General features: G+C 72.3%; 17 protein-coding genes and 1 tRNA gene. 7 read left to right on the top strand and 11 right to left on the bottom strand.

Annotation, left to right across the window (positions count from 1 at the left end; genetic code table 11):
• Positions 1–24 precede the first annotated feature (24 nt).
• From mshC to ACH4F2_RS26675, 4 genes are all read right to left on the bottom strand, one after another.
• Positions 25–1,254, bottom strand: coding sequence for a cysteine--1-D-myo-inosityl 2-amino-2-deoxy-alpha-D-glucopyranoside ligase (gene mshC, locus ACH4F2_RS26690; RefSeq protein WP_398135276.1), 1,230 nt, complete (start codon positions 1,252–1,254; stop codon positions 25–27).
• Between the two features lie 113 nt (positions 1,255–1,367).
• Positions 1,368–2,198 carry an SCO1664 family protein gene (locus tag ACH4F2_RS26685; protein ID WP_398135275.1) on the bottom strand — a complete coding sequence of 277 codons (831 nt, stop codon included), beginning with the start codon at positions 2,196–2,198 and terminating at the stop codon, positions 1,368–1,370.
• Positions 2,162–2,752, bottom strand: a complete 591-nt coding sequence (locus ACH4F2_RS26680; protein WP_398135274.1) for a DUF3090 domain-containing protein — start codon at positions 2,750–2,752, stop codon at positions 2,162–2,164. The genes ACH4F2_RS26685 and ACH4F2_RS26680 overlap by 37 nt, the downstream gene beginning before the upstream one ends.
• 88 nt (positions 2,753–2,840) lie before the next feature.
• Positions 2,841–3,527 (bottom strand): histidine phosphatase family protein, encoded by a 687-nt coding sequence (locus ACH4F2_RS26675; RefSeq protein ID WP_398135273.1) that lies wholly within the window; start codon positions 3,525–3,527, stop codon positions 2,841–2,843.
• A gap of 61 nt (positions 3,528–3,588) precedes the next feature.
• On the opposite strand from ACH4F2_RS26675, the gene corA reads away from it, so the two are divergent.
• Entirely contained in the window at positions 3,589–4,584 is a 996-nt protein-coding gene (gene corA, locus ACH4F2_RS26670; RefSeq protein ID WP_398135272.1) for a magnesium/cobalt transporter CorA, read from the top strand.
• Positions 4,585–4,647: 63 nt separating this feature from the next.
• On the opposite strand, the gene ACH4F2_RS26665 is transcribed toward corA, so the two are convergent.
• Together ACH4F2_RS26665 and ACH4F2_RS26660 are read right to left on the bottom strand one after the other, a co-directional pair.
• Positions 4,648–5,436 carry a ferritin-like domain-containing protein gene (locus ACH4F2_RS26665; protein ID WP_398135271.1) on the bottom strand — a complete coding sequence of 263 codons (789 nt, stop codon included), beginning with the start codon at positions 5,434–5,436 and terminating at the stop codon, positions 4,648–4,650.
• 289 nt (positions 5,437–5,725) lie between these two features.
• On the bottom strand, positions 5,726–6,781 hold the full coding sequence (locus ACH4F2_RS26660; protein ID WP_398135270.1) for an LLM class F420-dependent oxidoreductase: 1,056 nt from the start codon (positions 6,779–6,781) through the stop codon (positions 5,726–5,728).
• A 112-nt stretch (positions 6,782–6,893) separates the two neighbouring features.
• Here ACH4F2_RS26660 and ACH4F2_RS26655 point away from each other — a divergent pair, with 112 nt between their 5' ends.
• Together ACH4F2_RS26655 and ACH4F2_RS26650 are read left to right on the top strand one after the other, a co-directional pair.
• Positions 6,894–7,880, top strand: coding sequence for an aldo/keto reductase (locus ACH4F2_RS26655; protein ID WP_398135269.1), 987 nt, complete (start codon positions 6,894–6,896; stop codon positions 7,878–7,880).
• Positions 7,881–7,930: 50 nt separating this feature from the next.
• Positions 7,931–10,342: a helix-hairpin-helix domain-containing protein gene (locus ACH4F2_RS26650; protein WP_398135296.1), complete on the top strand. Its 2,412-nt coding sequence runs from the start codon at positions 7,931–7,933 to the stop codon at positions 10,340–10,342.
• Between the two features lie 175 nt (positions 10,343–10,517).
• Here the strand turns inward: ACH4F2_RS26650 and ACH4F2_RS26645 are convergent, their stop codons facing one another.
• Positions 10,518–11,336 (bottom strand): hypothetical protein, encoded by an 819-nt coding sequence (locus tag ACH4F2_RS26645; protein ID WP_398135268.1) that lies wholly within the window; start codon positions 11,334–11,336, stop codon positions 10,518–10,520.
• Positions 11,337–11,383: 47 nt separating this feature from the next.
• On the opposite strand from ACH4F2_RS26645, the gene ACH4F2_RS26640 reads away from it, so the two are divergent.
• On the top strand, positions 11,384–11,572 hold the full coding sequence (locus tag ACH4F2_RS26640) for a DUF5703 family protein (protein WP_161163089.1): 189 nt from the start codon (positions 11,384–11,386) through the stop codon (positions 11,570–11,572).
• 112 nt (positions 11,573–11,684) lie between these two features.
• On the opposite strand, the gene ACH4F2_RS26635 is transcribed toward ACH4F2_RS26640, so the two are convergent.
• From ACH4F2_RS26635 to ACH4F2_RS26625, 3 genes are all read right to left on the bottom strand, one after another.
• Entirely contained in the window at positions 11,685–12,467 is a 783-nt protein-coding gene (locus ACH4F2_RS26635) for a chaplin family protein (RefSeq protein ID WP_398135267.1), read from the bottom strand.
• A gap of 223 nt (positions 12,468–12,690) precedes the next feature.
• The gene (gene chpH, locus ACH4F2_RS26630) at positions 12,691–12,924 is read right to left on the bottom strand and encodes a chaplin ChpH (protein WP_398135266.1); all 234 of its coding nucleotides are present in this window, start codon (positions 12,922–12,924) and stop codon (positions 12,691–12,693) included.
• 167 nt (positions 12,925–13,091) lie between these two features.
• Positions 13,092–14,417 (bottom strand): M20/M25/M40 family metallo-hydrolase, encoded by a 1,326-nt coding sequence (locus tag ACH4F2_RS26625; protein ID WP_398135295.1) that lies wholly within the window; start codon positions 14,415–14,417, stop codon positions 13,092–13,094.
• 200 nt (positions 14,418–14,617) lie between these two features.
• Here ACH4F2_RS26625 and ACH4F2_RS26620 point away from each other — a divergent pair.
• Positions 14,618–14,705, top strand: a tRNA-Leu gene (locus tag ACH4F2_RS26620).
• A gap of 77 nt (positions 14,706–14,782) precedes the next feature.
• Positions 14,783–15,166 carry a YchJ family protein gene (locus ACH4F2_RS26615; protein WP_398135265.1) on the top strand — a complete coding sequence of 128 codons (384 nt, stop codon included), beginning with the start codon at positions 14,783–14,785 and terminating at the stop codon, positions 15,164–15,166.
• Positions 15,167–15,178: 12 nt separating this feature from the next.
• On the opposite strand, the gene ACH4F2_RS26610 is transcribed toward ACH4F2_RS26615, so the two are convergent.
• Positions 15,179–15,880, bottom strand: a complete 702-nt coding sequence (locus ACH4F2_RS26610; protein ID WP_398135264.1) for a FadR/GntR family transcriptional regulator — start codon at positions 15,878–15,880, stop codon at positions 15,179–15,181.
• 137 nt (positions 15,881–16,017) lie between these two features.
• On the opposite strand from ACH4F2_RS26610, the gene ACH4F2_RS26605 reads away from it, so the two are divergent.
• Entirely contained in the window at positions 16,018–16,545 is a 528-nt protein-coding gene (locus ACH4F2_RS26605) for a gluconokinase (RefSeq protein WP_398135263.1), read from the top strand.
• Positions 16,546–16,594: the final 49 nt, after the last annotated feature.

The following is a 16,594-nucleotide window of genomic DNA, read 5'->3' as shown; positions in this document are numbered from 1 at the left end:
CCCCGTCCCCGTATGCACGGCTGCTTACAGCGCCACGCCCAGCAGCGCGTCGACCGCGCGGGAGACGACACCGGGGGCGCCGATGTCCGTGCCGCCGCTCTCCTGCTGGAGCGCGGCCCACCGGTCGACCGCGTCGAGGGCGGCCGGGGAATCCAGGTCGTTCGCGAGGGCCGCGCGGATCTCCTCGACGAGCGCCTCGGCGGACGGACCGTCGGGCCGGGAGACCGCTGCGCGCCAGCGGTCGAGCCGGGCGAGGGCGTCCTGGAGTACCCGGTCGGTCCACTCCCAGTCCGAGCGGTAGTGGTGGGCGAGCAGCGTGAGCCGGATCGCGGCCGGGTCGACGCCCTCACGGCGCAACTGCGAGACGAAGACCAGGTTGCCCTTGGACTTGGACATCTTCTCGCCGTGGAGACCGACCATGCCGGCGTGGACGTACGCCTTGGCCATGGGGAACTCGCCGGTGAGCGCCTGGGCGTGCGAGGCGCCCATCTCGTGGTGCGGGAAGGCGAGGTCGGAGCCGCCGCCCTGGACGTCGAAGCCCATGCCGAGGTGGTCGAGGGCGATGGCCACGCACTCGATGTGCCAGCCGGGGCGGCCTCGGCCGAGTGAGCCGCCGTCCCAGCTGGGCTCGCCCTCGCGGGCCGTCATCCACAGCATCGGGTCGAGCGGGTTCTTCTTCCCCGGCCGGTCCGGGTCCCCGCCCCGCTCGGCGGAGAGCAGCCGCATGGCGGCGGCGTCGAGGTGGGAGACACCACCGAAGTGGGGGTCGGACTCGACGGAGAAGTAGATGTCCCCCTCGAGCTCGTACGCCGCGCCCGCGTCCCGCAGCCGCTCGACGAGCGGGACGATCCCGGGTATGGCCTCCACGGCGCCTATGTAGTGCCGCGGCGGCAGCATCCGCAGCGCCGTCATGTCCTCACGGAAGAGGGCGGTCTCCTTCTCGGCGAGGGCGGTCCAGTCGACGCCGTCCCGCTCGGCCCGCTCCAGCAGCGGGTCGTCGACGTCGGTGACGTTCTGGACGTAGTGAACCTGCCGCTTGTTGTCGAGCCACACGCGTTGCACGAGGTCGAACGCGTTGTAGGTCGCCGCGTGCCCCATGTGGGTGGCGTCGTACGGCGTGATGCCGCAGACATAGATGCGGGCGACGGGACCGGGGTCGAGAGTGACCAGGCCTCCGGTCGCGGTGTCGTGGATCCTCAGGTCGCGACCCTGACCAGGCAGGGCGGGGACCTCGGAAGCGGGCCAGGCATGCATGTCATGAGCCTAACCGGACGGATGTTCCGTACACGAACCGGACCGGGCCGGATGGCCGGTAAGGCACTCTTGCGCGGCACCGGCCGTTGTGCCGGTCGGGCCACGACGGGTGCCTACACGGGCGGCCAGGGAATGGCCGGCCACTCCCCGCTCGGTTCCGGGTGCCTCCCGGAGGCCAGCAGGGCCGCCACACGCGCGCGCGTGGCGTCGAGTTCGGCGGGGGTGATCAGCGCACCCAGCCGGGTCGCCAGGGCCCCGCCGTCCTTCAGTGCCTCCCTGAGCCCGTCGAGCACCGCCAGGGCCTCCCCGGTGAGCGGATCGCCCGCCCAGCCCCACAGCAGGGTGCGCAGCTTGTTCTCGGCGTGGAAGGCCACGCCGTGGTCGATGCCGTACAGCCGTTCCTCGTCCGCGGGCAGCAGATGGCCGCCCTTGCGGTCGGCGTTGTTGATCACGGCGTCCAGCACGGCGAGCCGGCGCAGTCGCTCGTCGTCGGCGTGTACGAGCAGCGCGGTGCGGCCCTCCCCGACCTCGGCGAGGGCGATCGCCTTCCAGCCGGGGCCGGGTTCCTCGTCCTCGACCAGGGCGAGCAGCTCCGTCTGGGGCACCGCCTCGATCCACAGCTGGCACATGCCCTCGCCGTACGGTCCGTCGCGCAGCACGGTGGGCGGTACGAGGCCCCAGCCGGTCGCCTCGGAGACCTCGTAGGCGGCGACCTCGCGCCGGGCGAGGTCGCCGTCGGGGAAGTCCCACAGGGGCCGTTCCCCGGCGACCGGCTTGTAGATGCAGGCCGCCTCGCGTCCCTCGTGCGTGACCGTGCAGTACAGGGCCGCGTTGGAGGCGTCACGGATGCGTCCGCGCACGGTCAGTTCGCCCAGGGCGAGCAACTCGGCGGTCGCCGCTTCGGTGGTCACGCTCCGCGGCGGTATCCGTTCTGGCGCGGACATACGTGTCCTTCCGGGTCGAGCGGGAGGCTGCACAGCGGGCACGGCGGCCGCCCGGCGTTGACGACGTCGAGGGCTCGCTTGGCGAAGGCCCTGGCCTGTGTGCCGGTGAGGCGGACCCGGAGCATCGGGGGGCCGTTCTCCTCGTCCTGGAGGAGCCGCTCCTCGGCTTCCGCCAGGTCCTCCTCGGACTCGGCGTCCAGCTCCACGAGGGCCTGCGCCTCGACGATCATGCGCTGGTCCTCGCCGTCCCAGGCGAGCGCCATGGTGCCGACCCTGAACTCCTCCTCGACGGGGGTGTCCAGCGGGGCGGTGTCGGCGGGCTCGGTGGGGGCGACGGCGGGGACGACGGTGCTGCCGCCGCTGCGCCGTACGACCTCGTCGAGGAGTTCGTCCATGCGCTCGGCGAGGGCGGCGACCTGGGTCTTCTCCAGGGCCACGCTGGTCACCCGGGAGCCGGCGATGGCCTGGAGGAAGAACGTACGGCGCCCGGGCAGTCCGACCGTACCGGCCACGAAACGTTCCGGTTGGTCGTAGAGGAACACCTGACGGGACACGTCCTGTCTCCATGGAAGTCGGGGAAAGCGGGGAAAGCGGGAAGTCGGGGGCACTGCTGCGACCGCTTCACCCTACTGCGGGCGACGATCACGGTGCGCCCGCACCACCACCGACGGCGGCCTGGTCGCCCGAGGGCTCCTCGTTCGGGGCGAGGGAGGCGAAGTCGCCGGTGTCACCGAGGCGTACGAGGAACGGGCGCAGCCGGGTGTAGCGGATCGCGGTGACGGAGCAGGGCTCGACGGAGATCCGCTGGAAGAGGTCGAGGTGCAGGCCCAGCGCCTCCGCGACGAGGGACTTGATGATGTCGCCGTGGGAGCACATGAGGTAGACGGCGTCGGCGCCGTGGTCGCGCTCCACGCGCGCGTTCCACTCGCGGACCGCCTCGGCGGCGCGGGTCTGCATCGCGCGCATCGACTCGCCGCCGGGGAACGCGGCGGCGGAGGGGTGGGCCTGGACCACCTCCATCAGGGGCTCGTCCCCCAGCTCGGCGAGCTTGCGGCCGGACCAGTCGCCGTAGTGGCACTCCCCGATCCGTTCGTCGGTGTGCGCCCGCAGTCCGGGCCGGGCGTCGAGCAGTGGGCGGATCGTCTCCTGGCAGCGCTGCAGCGGGCTGGTGACGACCTCTGAGAGCGGCAGGGCGGCGAGCCGACCGGGCAGCGCGGCGGCCTGTGCGGCCCCGCGTTCGTCGAGGGCGACGCCGGGCGTCCAGCCGGCGAGCAGCCCCTCGGTGTTGGCGGTGGAACGTCCGTGCCTGACCAGGATCAGCGTGGGCATGCGGACAGGGTAGGCATACGGCACGGTGCTCGGGTGCCGGGGTGAAGGGAGAATGTGTTCGGTGATCGTCGACTGTGCCATCTACCGGGACGGGCACCGCACGGACGGACCGGAGGATTTCTCCGATGCGCTGGGCGAGGCGCGGACCGCGGGCGGTTTCGTCTGGATCGGGCTGCACGAGCCGACGGAGGACGAGTTCGACCTGGTCACCCAGGAGTTCGGGTTGCATCCGCTGGCGGTGGAGGACGCCCTGAAGGCCCACCAGCGGCCCAAGCTAGAGGTGTACGAGGACTCGCTCTTCGCCGTTCTCAAGCCGGTGGTGTACGAGCCGGAGAGCGACGCCGTCTCCACCGACGAGCTCATGATCTTTCTGGGTGACGCGTTCGTGGTCGTCGTCCGGCACGGCGAGGGCGCCCCGCTGAGGGCCGTACGGCAGCGTCTGGAGCACGAGCCCGAACTGCTCGGCAAGGGCCCCACCGCGGTGCTGTACGCGATAGCGGACGCCGCCGTCGACCACTATCTGGACGTGGCGGTCGAGCTGCAGAACGACCTGGAGGAACTGGAGGCCGAGGTCTTCTCACCGGACGGCGGCGGCTCCCGGCACACGGCGTCCAGGATCTACACCTTCAAGCGGCAGGTCCTGGAGTTCCGCCGGGCGACCGGCCCGCTGGCGCCACCGCTGGCCCGGCTGGCCGGGACGGGGGCGTTCGGCGCCGGGGTGCCCTTCGTGAACGACAGGGCGCGGCCGTTCTTCCGGGACGTGAGCGACCACCTCACGCGCGTGAACGAGTCGGTGGAGGCACTGGACCGGCTGGTCTCGGACATCCTGTCGGCACACCTGGCGCAGACGAGCGTCCGGCAGAACGACGACATGCGGAAGATCTCCGCGTGGGCGGCGATGGCGGCGGTGCCCACCATGGTCGCGGGGATCTACGGCATGAACTTCGACCACATGCCGGAACTGCACTGGGAGTGGGGCTACCCGGCGGTGATCGTGCTGATGGTCGCACTGGAGGTGCTGCTGTTCCGGTTGTTCAAGCGCCGGGGCTGGCTGTAGGGGCAGGCGTGCCTCAGGGCCCGTAGGACGGCCGCGGAGGCCGTCAGGCCATTGCGGTGACCGTCAGGCGACCTCGAAAGTCGTGGCGGCGGGCCCGCCGAGCGCATCGCGCCGTTCGGGTGTCCTCAGCGTCACCATGCGGCGCCAGCCGGCCAGCCGCTCGTAGGCGTACATCGCGTGGATGCCCGCCGCGAGCATCGCCGACCTGGTGCGCGGCCAGCCCAGGAGGCCCCCCATGCGGGCCATCACCGCGAGGCTGACGTCCCGGTGGACGCGGATCTCGGCGAGCGCGCACTCGCGCAGCGTCCGCTGGATGTACCGGCCGTGCCCGGCGGCGGCGTAGCGCAGCAGTTCCTCGTGGGAGTAGGCGAGGTGGTTGTCCTCGTCGGCCGAGATCATCCGGACGGCCCGGCCGAGGTCCGGATGGTCCGCGAAGTACTTGAGGAGCATCGCCATCTGCTCGGCCGCACGCTGCTCGGTGACCCTGCTGTGCGCGAGGTAGGTGATGACGTCCCGCACCGTGAGGGGCTCGTCGGCCTTGAGCTTCTCGTGGGCTAGGCCGATGCCGTGGCGTTCCAGGAGCTTGGTGTAGTCGGTCTCGGCGGGCACTTCGACGGGTTCGAGGCCGCGCTTCTTCAGCAGGGCGTTGAAGATCCGCCCGTGCTTGTCCTCGTCCGCGCCGTGCCGGGTGATCCTGGGGGCGAGGGCCCGCTCGCTCTCGGGTACCAGCGCCGCGATGCGCGCGTTCTCCCAGCCGCCCTGCGACTCCCCGCTGGCCGCGATGGAGCAGAAGAGACGGAACGACTCGTCGTTGTCGAGGATCTCCTGGAACAGACTCTTGGCCGAAAGCATCGGTGGCACCTCTCTGCCTCTGCAGGATGTCGCAGGTTCCGCAGACTCCGCGAGACTCCGCAAGGAACGAGTCAAGTGCGGGAGACGAGGCGCGGCAACAGGTGCGGCGGGCAACTCGGCCAAAAGAAGGACGGCCGGGAACACGAGGAGGCGTAACCACGGGCACGCGGGCGCGTTGTTCCCCGTGACGGCCGTGGCGGGGAAGACCCCCCGAGCCCCCACCACGGCCGCAGAAACCTCCCGACGGACCCAGGCCGGTCCGATGGACCCCAGGCCGGTCCGACAGACCTCAGGCCAGTCCGGCGCGCTCCAGGGCTTCGGTGCCGGCGCGGAGCGCGGCGATCCTCTCGTCCAGGGTGAAGCCCGCGGGGGCGAGGGTCAGCGTGGTGACACCGGCGGCGGCGTAGGCCTTCATCCGGTCCGCGATGCGGTCGACGGAACCGAGCAGTGTCGTCCCGTCGATCAGGTCGTGCGGTACGGCCGCCGCGGCGCCCTGCTTGTCGCCGGACAGGTACTTGTCCTGGATCTCGGCGGCCTCCGCCTCGTAGCCCATGCGCTGGGCGAGCTGGTTGTAGAAGTTCTGCTTGCGGCTGCCCATGCCTCCGACGTACAGCGCGGTGTAGGGGCGGAAGGTGTCGGCGAGCGCGGCGACGTCCTTGTCGTCGCCGAGGGCGAGCGGCACGGTCGGGCAGACGTCGAATCCGGCGAGGGTCTTCCCGGCCTTCTCCCGCCCGGCGCGCAGGTGCCGGATCGCCGTGTCCTCCAGGTGGTCGGCGGACGGGAAGATCAGCAGGGCGCCGTCGGCGATCTCGCCGGTCTGCTCCAGGTTCTTGGGGCCGATCGCGGCGATGTACAGCGGGATGTGCTCGCGCTGCGGGTGCACCGTCAGCTTGATCGGCTTGCCGGGACCGCCGGGCAGCGGCAGCGTCCAGTGCCGCCCCTCGTACGACAGCCGTTCCCGCGTCATCGCCTTCCGCACGATCTCGACGTACTCGCGGGTGCGGGCCAGCGGCTTGTCGAACTCGACCCCGTACCAGCCCTCGGAGACCTGCGGGCCGGAGACGCCGAGGCCCAGGCGGAAGCGGCCCTTCGAGAGGGAGTCCAGGGTGGCGGCCGTCATCGCGGTCATCGCGGGCTGGCGGGCCGGGATCTGGAAGATGGCCGAACCCACGTCGATGCGCTCGGTCTGCGCGGCGACCCAGGTGAGCACGGTGGCCGCGTCGGAGCCGTAGGCCTCGGCGGCCCAGCAGACGGCGTACCCGAGCCGGTCGGCCTCCTGAGCGACGGCCAGGTTGTCCCCGTCCATTCCGGCACCCCAGTAGCCGAGGTTGATCCCGAGCTGCATGGCCGATTCCCCTTACTGATCAGTAATGTCTTCCGGGTCCCGACCATAGCGTGGGAATTCGGTTGTCCACAGGCCCCCACAGCGCAAGCCGTGGCCAGTAATGTCGGCGTTCATGGAGCAGAGGCATCTCGGCCGCACCGGCCTGCGCGTGTCCCGCATCGGTCTCGGCACCCTGACCTGGGGCCGTGACACGGACGAGCACGACGCCGCGGACCTCTTGAAGACCTTCTGGGAAGCGGGCGGAACCCTCGTCGACACGGCGGACGTGTACGGCGACGGGGAAGCCGAGTACCTGCTCGGACGGCTCATGGAAGGGCTGGTGCCGCGCCGGGACCTGGTGATCTCGACCAAGGCGGGCAGCGTGCCCGACCCCGACCGCCGCTTCGACGGTTCGCGCGCCCACCTGCTCTCCGCGCTGGACGCCTCGCTGGCCCGCCTCGGCACGGACCACGTCGACGTGTGGCACCTGCACGCCTTCGATCCGCACACGCCGCTGGAGGAGACGCTGCACGCCCTGGACGTGGCGGTGAGCAGCGGCCGTGCCCGGTACGCGGGGGCCTCCAACTTCTGCGGCTGGCAGCTGGCCAAGGCGGCCACTTGGCAGCTGGCGGCGCCGGCCGTACGGAACCGGCTGGCGAGCACCCAGATGGAGTACTCGCTGCTCCAGCGCGGCATCGAACGCGAGGTGCTGCCTGCCGCCCTGGACCTGGGCATCGGCCTGCTGCCCTCCTCGCCGCTGGGCCGGGGGGTCCTCACCGGCAAGTACCGGGGGGACGCGACGCCGTCCGACTCTCGCGGCGCCTTGGAGCACATGGCCCCGTTCGTCGCGCCCTACCTCGACGACACGGCCGGCCACATCGTGGACGCCGTGGCGACGGCGGCGGACGGGCTCGCCGTGACCCCGCTCCAAGTGGCGCTGGCCTGGGTACGCGACCGGCCCGGCGTGGTCGCCCCGATCGTCGGCGCACGCAACGCGCAGCAGCTCACGGCGGCGTTGTCAGTGGAGACCCTTAGTCTTCCTGACGAGATCTGCCGGGCTCTCGACGACGTGTCGGCGCCCGTGCACCGCTATCCCGATCACGACTGGAGCACGCTGTGAGCACGGAGCCCGAGCCCGCCTCTGAGGACACCGCGGACGTCGCGGACACCATGGACGCCGGGCCGGAGACCGCGGGCACCGCGAACGGGGCCGACGCCGAGGCACCGGCCGACGCCGGAGCCTCTGACACCGGGGCCGCCGGTCAGGAGCAGGCGCTCGACGGCGCCGGGGGCGAGGCGTCCGCCGGGCAGACCGCGGGCGACCGGGCCACCGAGGCAACCGCGGAGCCGCCCGGGCCCAGGTCCGACGGCGCCGGGAGCGAGACGACGACCGGACAGCCGGACGGCGACGACGCGGACGGTGACAGCGCGGACGGTGACAGCGCGGACGGTGACAGCGCGGCGGGGCAGGTGTCCGAGGCCGAGGCCGAGCAGGCCGCTCAGCGGCTCGTGCGGGAGCGGATCGAACGGCGGAAGGCCGAGAAGCAGGCGCCGATCGACGCCGGGGCCAAGCTCAGCGGGACGGCGGCCGATCTACTCGCCGCCGTGCGGGCCGTGGAGAGCGGTGAGAAGCCCACTGCCACCGTCTTCGGCGACCCCGGGCCGGCCCCGCGCCGCCCCGCCCCGGAGCCGGTACACCGGCCCCGGCCGGTGCCGGCCGAGCCGGCCTCCGGCACCGCGGGACCCGCCCCGGAGACCGTCCAGGCCGTGCGGCGCGTACTGGCCGAGGGCGGCGCCCCCGAGGCGCTCGCGGCGCAGACCGCCGTGCTCCTCGGCGAGGAGGCGGAGGAGGCACTGCGCGCGGACCCCTGGCAGCTGCTCCGGGTCGCCGGAGTACGGCCGGAGCAGGCCGACGGGTTCGCCCGGGCACTGCTCGGCGCAGCGTGCGGTCCGGACGACGAGCGCCGCGGCCGTGCGATCACGGTATGGCTGCTGGAGCAGGCGGCCCTGGCCGGGCACACGGCCCTGGAACTGCCCCGGCTCACGGCCACGCTGGCCCAGCGGGGCGTGCCGGACCCCGACGCCGCCGTACAGAGCACGCTCGCGGAGGGAGAGGCGCTGGCCTTCCAGGACGCCCTGGAGGAGACCGGCGCCCACCCGGGCAACGCGACGAACCCGACGAACCCGGTGGACGCGACCGGCGAGGCGGAGGCGGAGGGGACGGACGAAGGCGAGGAACGCCCGGTCCGGGTCCTGATCGGTCTGGAACGGTACGCGCTCGCCGAGGAGAGCCTCGCCGACGGTCTGGCCCGGCTGGTCAACTCGGCGCCGAAGCAGGACGGTTCGGCGGCGGACTGGGAGCAGGCCGCCGCCTTGGCGCAGGGTTGTGCGGCCGACCTGATCCGCGCCGTCACGGACCACGGGCTGGTCCTGCACACCGGCGGGGAGGCCGCCCTGGCCGAACCGGCGGCCCTGCTGCACGCCGCGCACGCCCTGGGCCTGCGCGCCTGGGCCGCCGCACACGGACCGCTCGGCCGCGACCGCTTCGCCGCCCTGCTGGGCGACCTGCCGTCCGCGACACGCTCCCCCGGCCCCACGGTCCCGGACGGCGCCGTACCGGCCGGTCCGGCCGTCGTCACCGTGGCCGGGCTGCTGACCGGGGCCGAGGGGCCGGGCCGGGACTCGGACGGTGCGCTGGACCTCGATCTGCTCGTCGTGCTCGACGCCCCGCAGCTGGACGTCGAGGCGGGCGCCCTGCTGGCGGAGTCGCTGCCGGACGGGGCCCGGCTGGTGCTCGCCGGGGATCCCGCGGTGCTGTGGTCCGCGGGTCCCGGGCGGATTTTCGCGGACCTGCTGGCGGCGCGGATCTGCCCCCAGATCGCCTCGCGGCGGCCGGACCCCGGCCCGCTCGGTGAACTGGTCTCCGGCATCGGCATCGGCGAGCTGGGCCAGGTGGAGGCGCCCGGCAAGGAGGTCGTGATCGTGCCGGTGCGGGACGCGGGCGAGGCCGTGCACCGCACCGTCCAGCTCGTCGCGGACTCGGTGCCGCGCGCGATCGGCGTCCCCGCCGAGGAGACCCAGGTGATCACGCCGGGCCACGGCGGCGCGGCGGGCACACGGGCGCTCAACGCGGCTCTGAAGGAGCGGCTGAACCCCGGCCCCGGCCGGTTCGGCGGGTTCGACCCCGGCGACCGTGTGGCCTACTCCCCCGCACCGGGCCGGGTGGTACCGGGCCGGGTGGTGAAGGCCGACGCCGACGGGCTGCACCTGTCGTGCGCGGGCGAGGCGGTCGTCGTGCCGAAGGAGCGGGTGGAGCGGTCCGTACGGCACGGATGGGCGCTGACCGCGCACCAGGCGGTGGGCGGCCGGTGGCCGGCGGTGGTCGTGGTCCTGCCCGGCGATGCCGCGCAGGCCCTCAGCCGGCCCTGGGTCTACACGGCGTTCGGCCGGGCCGCGCGCCATCTGTCCGTGGTGCACGGCGTGGAGCAGACGCTGCCCCGTGCCGTGGCCGAGGTGCCCGCGAAGCCGCGCACGACCCGGCTGCCGGTGTTGCTCCAGCCGCAGGTCCCAGCGGCGGGCTGACGCCCGGCGCGCACCCGGCCGGGACGCCTCGCCTCGTGGCGTGGCCTCGCCCGCCGTGCTGGGCAAACGTGACAGCGGCGGTCACAGGGGGCAACCCCTGTGACCGCCGCTGTCACGCTGTCACGCTGTCACGCCGGCCGGTCCGTCCCGGCTCCGTCGCCCGGCGGTCCGCCGCTCAGCGATCCGCCTGCGGCCGCACCGGTTCACCGTCCTCGTCCCGGTCGTCGTCCTCGTCCTCGTCCGTGTCCAGGTCCGCGTCCGTGGCCAGGTCCTCGTCCAGGTCCGTGTCGAGGTCCTCCTCCAGTTCCTCCACATCCACGTCCACGTCCACGTCCACGTCGCCGTCGCCGGTCCCGTCGTCGTCCTCTTCGTCATCGAGGCCGTCGTCGAACTCGTCGTCGAACACCGCACTGACGTCGAAACGGCAGACCACCCGTTGCGGATCGGCCTGCTCGAACGGGGCCTCCAGCCACTCGCCGGGGTCGGCGGCCTCGTCCGCGGCCGTCACCCAGAGCGTGGAGTCGCCTTCTTCCAGGCCGAACTCCTTGTGCCGGGAAGCGATCTCGTCCGCCTCGAACTCGCCGAACAGGAGGCCGAGCGCCCCGTGAACCGTGCCGGAGGCCTCCACGCCCGCCCCGTCGTCGTCCGCCGCCTCGATCCGCCGGGCCTGGGCCATCAGCCGCTGCGGCTCGGCCACGGCGTAGTCACGGCGGATGAGGACGCTCAGCGCGTTGGGCTCCTCGGGGCCCGTGTACGGCGGCAGCGAGTCGTCCGCGCCGGGGATCTCGAAGGGAGTGACCTCGTCGTAACGGTCGTAGAGCAGTTCGTCGTACGCCTCCGCGGCCGCGGCCAGCTGGTTGAACGCGTCATAGACGGCCGGGTCGTCCTCCCCCGACCGGCGTTCGACCGCGGCCAGGTGGCGGTCGAGCGCGGTCTTGACCGCCTCGGCGGCGGCGCGTACCTCGGCAGCGGTGGGCTGCGCAGCATCAGACATAGTGCAGACGCTATCCGTACCGGGCCCCAGCCCGCACAATAGATGCGATGCCGGAATACGAATTTGTCGACGTGTACGTGCCACGCGGGGTTTCCCGCAAGGAGACGACACGTCTGCTGACCGACCACGCCGAGTACGGACACTGGGAGTTGTACCGCCTGAGCCTGCTGCGCGACGGCAGCCGCAAGGTGCGGCTGCGGCGGCGGATCATCCGCCAGGTACGCGCCACCTGGTGACCCAGGTACGCGCCACCCGGTGAGCCGGTGACGGGACCCGACCGCGCTCGGGTGACGGAGACGGAGCGGGCCCCGCCGGTGCGGGGCCCGCTGCGCGTGCCGGTCCGCGTGGTCACGCCGAGGCGCGCGCCTTGCGGTAGAGCACCGTGCCCGCGAGCAGCGCGCCCGCGCCCACCGGCAGGGCGAGGCCGAGGGACAGGTCGCTGCCGGTCTCGGCGAGCTGTGCGTCGCCCCCGGGCTGGGCGACGGTCTGGGTGCCCGGCCGGCTGACGTGCGAGGAACCGCCCGGCGTCTCGTCGTCCGAGTCGGGCGGGCTGCTCTCAGTGCCGGGATCACCCGGGGCCTCGGGGTCGCCCGGGTCACCCGGCTCCGCGGGGTCGTCCGGGTCCCCGGGAGGCGTCTCGTGGTCACCGCCGGGCGGCGTGGTGTGATTCCCGCCACCCCCGTTGCCGCAGTCGTTGCCGGTGGCCGGGTTGAGGGCGCCGACGATGTCGACGCTGTTGCCGCACACGTTCACCGGCACGTGGATCGGCGCCTCGACGTGATTGCCGGAGGCGACGCCGGGTGAGTCGGTGGCCTGCCCATCGGCGTGCGAGCCTCCGTGCGAGCTGTGCCCGCCGCCGGAGCCGCCATACTCGCCGGACGCACCGCCGCCCTGATTGGTGCACGAGTTGCCCATCGCGGGGTTGAGGACGCCGATGACGTCGACCGTGTTGCCGCAGACGTTCACCGGCACGTGCACCGGCGCCTGCACCGTGTTGCCGGACAGTACGCCGGGCGAACCCGAACTCGAGCCGTACGCCCCCGAGTCCGCGTGGGCGGCGCCGCCCGCGGCGGCGATCACGCCGGTGGCCGCCGCCATCGTCATCAGGCCCTTGCGGGTGCCCTGTCGCATTTTCTGAATCCCTGCCTTGCCCTTGTCCCGTGGTACCGAGAAGTGCCGTGCACCGAGAAGTCGCGTGGTAGCGAGAAGTCGCGCAGTGGCGACAGTGCCGGGAATCCCGGCGTTGCCGTCGGCCTCCGGCCCCGAAGGTCTTCCCAAAGGCCGTCGGCCCCGGAGCACATGGCGTGCGCTCCGGGGCCGACGGACTCAGACCCTCATGGGGCGAGGCACAACGTCACTTGTTGATGCAGACGTTGCCGAAGGCGGGGTTCAGCAGACCGATCACGGAGACCGTGTTGCCGCAGACGTTCACGGGAACGTGGATGGGCGCCTGAACGACGTTGCCGGAAAGGACGCCCGGCGAGTGCACGGCGGCACCCTGAGCACCGGAGTCGGCGGCGGCCATGCCAGCGCCCGCGAGCACCAGACCACCGGTGGCTGCCGCAACGGCGACGACCTTCTTGAGCATTGTTCCTCCTAGTTGGCAAGCGCGATCCCAGCTTGCTGATCGCATCACCTGTAACGAGGAGGAACTAATGAGGCTACGAGCTTATGAGCGTATTCACTCGTCCCGGTCGGCCCCCGCACGGGCGGCCGAATACCGCCGCGTGCGGAAGTCGGGTTTCAGCGGGCGGATCAGGACGCGTCGATGAAGCGGTCGAGCACCCGCACGCCGAACTGCAGCCCCTCCACCGGCACCCGCTCGTCCACCCCGTGGAACATGCCCGCGAAGTCCAGCTCCGGCGGCAGCTTGAGCGGCGCGAAGCCGAAGCAGCGGATGCCGAGGTCGTCGAAGGACTTGGCGTCGGTGCCGCCGGAGAGCATGTAGGGCACCGCGCGCGCGATCGGGTCCTCGGCGCGCAGGGCGGTCTGCATGGCGTCGACGAGCCGGCCGTCGAAGTCGGTCTCCAGCGCCTTGTCGGCGTGCACGTCCTCACGCCGCACGCGCGGGCCGAGGATGCGGTCGAGGTCGGCGAGGAACTCCTCCTCGTAGCCGGGCAGGAAGCGTCCGTCGACGTGCGCGGTGGCCTGCCCGGGGATGACGTTGACCTTGTAGCCGGCGCCGAGCTGGGTGGGCGCCGCCGAGTTGCGCAGCGTCGTGCCGATCATCCGGGCGATGCCGCCGAGCTTGGCGAGGGTCTCCTCCATGTTCTCGGGGTCGAGTTCGGTGCCGAGCGCGTCGGACAGTTCGTCCAGGAAGGCCCGTACGGTCTTGGTGACCCTGACCGGCCACTTGTGCCGGCCGAGCCGTGCCACCGCCTCGCACAGTTCGGTGATCGCGTTGTCGTCGTTGGTCATCGACCCGTGCCCGGCCGTGCCGTCGACGGTGAGCCGCATCCAGTGCATGCCCTTCTCGGCGGTCTCGACGAGGTAGAGCCGCAGCTTCTCGTTGACCGTGAAGGAGAACCCGCCGACCTCGCCGATCGCCTCGCTGACGCCCTCGAACAGTTCCGGGTGCTTGTGCACCAGGTGCTTGGCGCCGTACGTGCCGCCGGCCTCCTCGTCCGCGAGGAACGCCAGCACGATGTCGCGCGGGGGCTTGCGCCCGCTGCGCAGCCGGTCGCGGACGACCGCCAGCGTCATCGCGTCCATGTCCTTCATGTCGACCGCGCCGCGCCCCCACACGCACCCGTCCGCGATCTCGCCGGAGAAGGGGTGGTGGGTCCAGTCGTCCGCGTTGGCCGGGACGACGTCGGTGTGGCCGTGGATGAGCAGCGCGGGCCTGGACGGGTCCTCGCCCTCGATCCGGGCCACCGTGGAAGCGCGTCCGGGGTGGGACTCGAAGATCTGCGGTTCGAGTCCCACCTCGGCGAGCTTCTCGGCGACGTACTCCGCCGCCTTGCGCTCGCCCGGACCCGAGTGGTCGCCGTAGTTGCTGGTGTCGATCCGGATCAGCTCGCGGCAGAGGTCGACGACCTCGTCCTCGCCGGTGACGCTCCTGGCCGTGCCCGAGTCGCTCACGTGCTTCCTCCCGCTGTCACTGCTGCTGGTCACTGCTGGCTGGATACTGCTGCTGGTCACTGCTGACGTCGCTGCTGGTGGGTCCCTCTCATCCTCCCCCTCCGGCCGCCCCCGCCCAAGGTGGGGGTGATCGGCCACCCCGGAAAGCCTGGTAATGTTTACGTCGTCGCCGGGGGAAAACCCCGCACGACAGACACCTTGTCCGGGTGGCGGAATGGCAGACGCGCTAGCTTGAGGTGCTAGTGCCCTTTATCGGGCGTGGGGGTTCAAGTCCCCCCTCGGACACCAGATGGATCACTGAAGGGCCCTTGGTCACCAAGGGCCCTTCAGTGTCTCCCGCCGAGGCCCGGCGTCGACCAGGCACAATGGCCGCCATGCCAACTCGTTCCTGCCCGTGCGGGCTCCCCAGGACCTACGAGGACTGCTGCGGCCGCTTCCACACGGGCGCGGCCGCCGCGCCGACCGCCGAGGCCCTGATGCGCTCGCGGTACAGCGCCTTCGTACGGCAGGACGCCGGGTACCTGCTGCGCACGTGGCATCCCCGGACCCGCCCCGAGCGCCTCGACCTCGGCCCGGGGACACGGTGGGCCGGGCTGGAGATCCTGGCCGCGACCGGCGGGTCCGCCTTCCACTCCGCCGGGACCGTGACGTTCCGGGCGTCCTACCGCGGTGGGTCGCTGCACGAGCGGAGCCGGTTCGAGCGGGTCGACGGGGCATGGACGTACGTCGACGGGGAGTTCCTCGACTGACCGGCTCGCGGGTCAGGGCGCCAGGATGTCCAGCTCCTGCAGCGCCCCCACCGTGATCTCCCGGGTCAGCCGCTCGGCGCGCTCCGCGTCCCGCGCGCGGACCGCCTCGGCGACCTGGACGTGCAGGGTGACGGCGGCCGGGTCGGGGTCCTCGAACATCACGTCGTGATGGGTGCGGCCGGCCAGGACCTCGGCGACGACGCCGCCGAGGCGGGCGAACATCTCGTTGCCGGAGGCGGTCAGGATGACGCGGTGGAAGGCCACGTCGTGGAAGAGGTACTGCTCCAGCTGGTGGCCGCTCGAGTTGGCGACCATGCCCAGCGCGCACTCGGTCAGCTCTGCGCACTGCTCCGGCGTGGCGAGCCGCGCCGCCAGGCCCGCCGCCACCGGTTCGACGGCCGACCGCAGCACGGTCAGGGAGCGCAGCTGCCGCGGGCGTTCGGCGCCGGCCAGGCGCCAGCGGATGACCTGCGGGTCGTAGACGTTCCACTCGCACTCGGCCAGGACGGTGACGCCCACCCGGCGGCGCGACTCGACCAGGTGCATGGACTCCAGGACCCGGACCGCCTCCCGCATCACGGAGCGCGACACCTCGAACCGCTGGGCCAGCTCGTCGGTGCGCAGCACGCTGCCCGCAGGGTACTCGCCCGCGGTGATCGCGGGGCCGAGGGTGTCCAGTACGCGGCCGTGCAGCCCCCGGCCCGGTGTGCTCATGCACTCAGCGTACGGGGCACGTCACGGGAACAAAAAGTCAGACTTATATGTCACACCCTCTTGAATTCGTCGTACCTAATGGGTTTCAGTTGCGTCGACATCACGTGTCGACGAAGACAGCAGACAGCGAGAGTGCGATGCAGCAACTGCACACCCCCCATGTCGTCGTGGTCATGGGCGTAGCGGGCACCGGGAAGACCACCATCGGCCCCCTGCTCGCGGCCCGGCTCGGCGTTCCCTACGCCGAGGGCGACGACTTCCACCCGCCGGCCAACATCGCCAAGATGACGGCCGGCACCCCGCTCACCGACGACGACCGCTGGCCGTGGCTGGACGCCATCGGCGGCTGGGCGCACGGGCGGGCCGGGCTCGGCGGGGTGGTGAGCAGTTCGGCGCTGAAGCGGTCGTACCGCGACCGGCTGAGGGCCGCGGCTCCCGGTGTCGTCTTCGTGCATCTCACGGGCAGCCGCGAGCTGATCGAGGACCGGATGTCGCACCGGCAGGGGCACTTCATGCCGACGGCTCTGCTCGACTCCCAGTTCGCCACGCTCCAGCCCCTGGAGGCGGACGAGGCGGGGGTCGCGGTGGACGTCGCCGGCACCCCGGAGGAGATCACCGAACGGGCGGCGAACGCCCTGAAGGGCCTGCCCGAGCCGGTCCAGTAACCCCCCACCCCCTCCCCCGGGGTCGTGCCGCCACCCCCGCGGACACGGC

It is taken from the genome of Streptomyces sp. NPDC017890 (assembly GCF_044328675.1).
Lineage (GTDB): Bacteria > Actinomycetota > Actinomycetes > Streptomycetales > Streptomycetaceae > Streptomyces.
This window is presented reverse-complemented; position numbering and strand designations above follow the sequence as displayed.

Coding starts and splice junctions, on each gene's coding strand:
- mshC (WP_398135276.1), bottom strand. CDS start 1,254: ATGCATGCCTGGCCCGCTTCCGAGGTCCCCGCCCTGCCTGGTCAGGGT.
- ACH4F2_RS26685 (WP_398135275.1), bottom strand. CDS start 2,198: ATGTCCGCGCCAGAACGGATACCGCCGCGGAGCGTGACCACCGAAGCG.
- ACH4F2_RS26675 (WP_398135273.1), bottom strand. CDS start 3,527: ATGCCCACGCTGATCCTGGTCAGGCACGGACGTTCCACCGCCAACACC.
- ACH4F2_RS26665 (WP_398135271.1), bottom strand. CDS start 5,436: ATGCTTTCGGCCAAGAGTCTGTTCCAGGAGATCCTCGACAACGACGAG.
- ACH4F2_RS26660 (WP_398135270.1), bottom strand. CDS start 6,781: ATGCAGCTCGGGATCAACCTCGGCTACTGGGGTGCCGGAATGGACGGG.
- ACH4F2_RS26655 (WP_398135269.1), top strand. CDS start 6,894: ATGGAGCAGAGGCATCTCGGCCGCACCGGCCTGCGCGTGTCCCGCATC.
- ACH4F2_RS26650 (WP_398135296.1), top strand. CDS start 7,931: ATGGACGCCGGGCCGGAGACCGCGGGCACCGCGAACGGGGCCGACGCC.
- ACH4F2_RS26645 (WP_398135268.1), bottom strand. CDS start 11,336: ATGTCTGATGCTGCGCAGCCCACCGCTGCCGAGGTACGCGCCGCCGCC.
- ACH4F2_RS26640 (WP_161163089.1), top strand. CDS start 11,384: ATGCCGGAATACGAATTTGTCGACGTGTACGTGCCACGCGGGGTTTCC.
- ACH4F2_RS26635 (WP_398135267.1), bottom strand. CDS start 12,467: ATGCGACAGGGCACCCGCAAGGGCCTGATGACGATGGCGGCGGCCACC.
- chpH (WP_398135266.1), bottom strand. CDS start 12,924: ATGCTCAAGAAGGTCGTCGCCGTTGCGGCAGCCACCGGTGGTCTGGTG.
- ACH4F2_RS26615 (WP_398135265.1), top strand. CDS start 14,783: ATGGCCGCCATGCCAACTCGTTCCTGCCCGTGCGGGCTCCCCAGGACC.
- ACH4F2_RS26610 (WP_398135264.1), bottom strand. CDS start 15,880: ATGAGCACACCGGGCCGGGGGCTGCACGGCCGCGTACTGGACACCCTC.
- ACH4F2_RS26605 (WP_398135263.1), top strand. CDS start 16,018: ATGCAGCAACTGCACACCCCCCATGTCGTCGTGGTCATGGGCGTAGCG.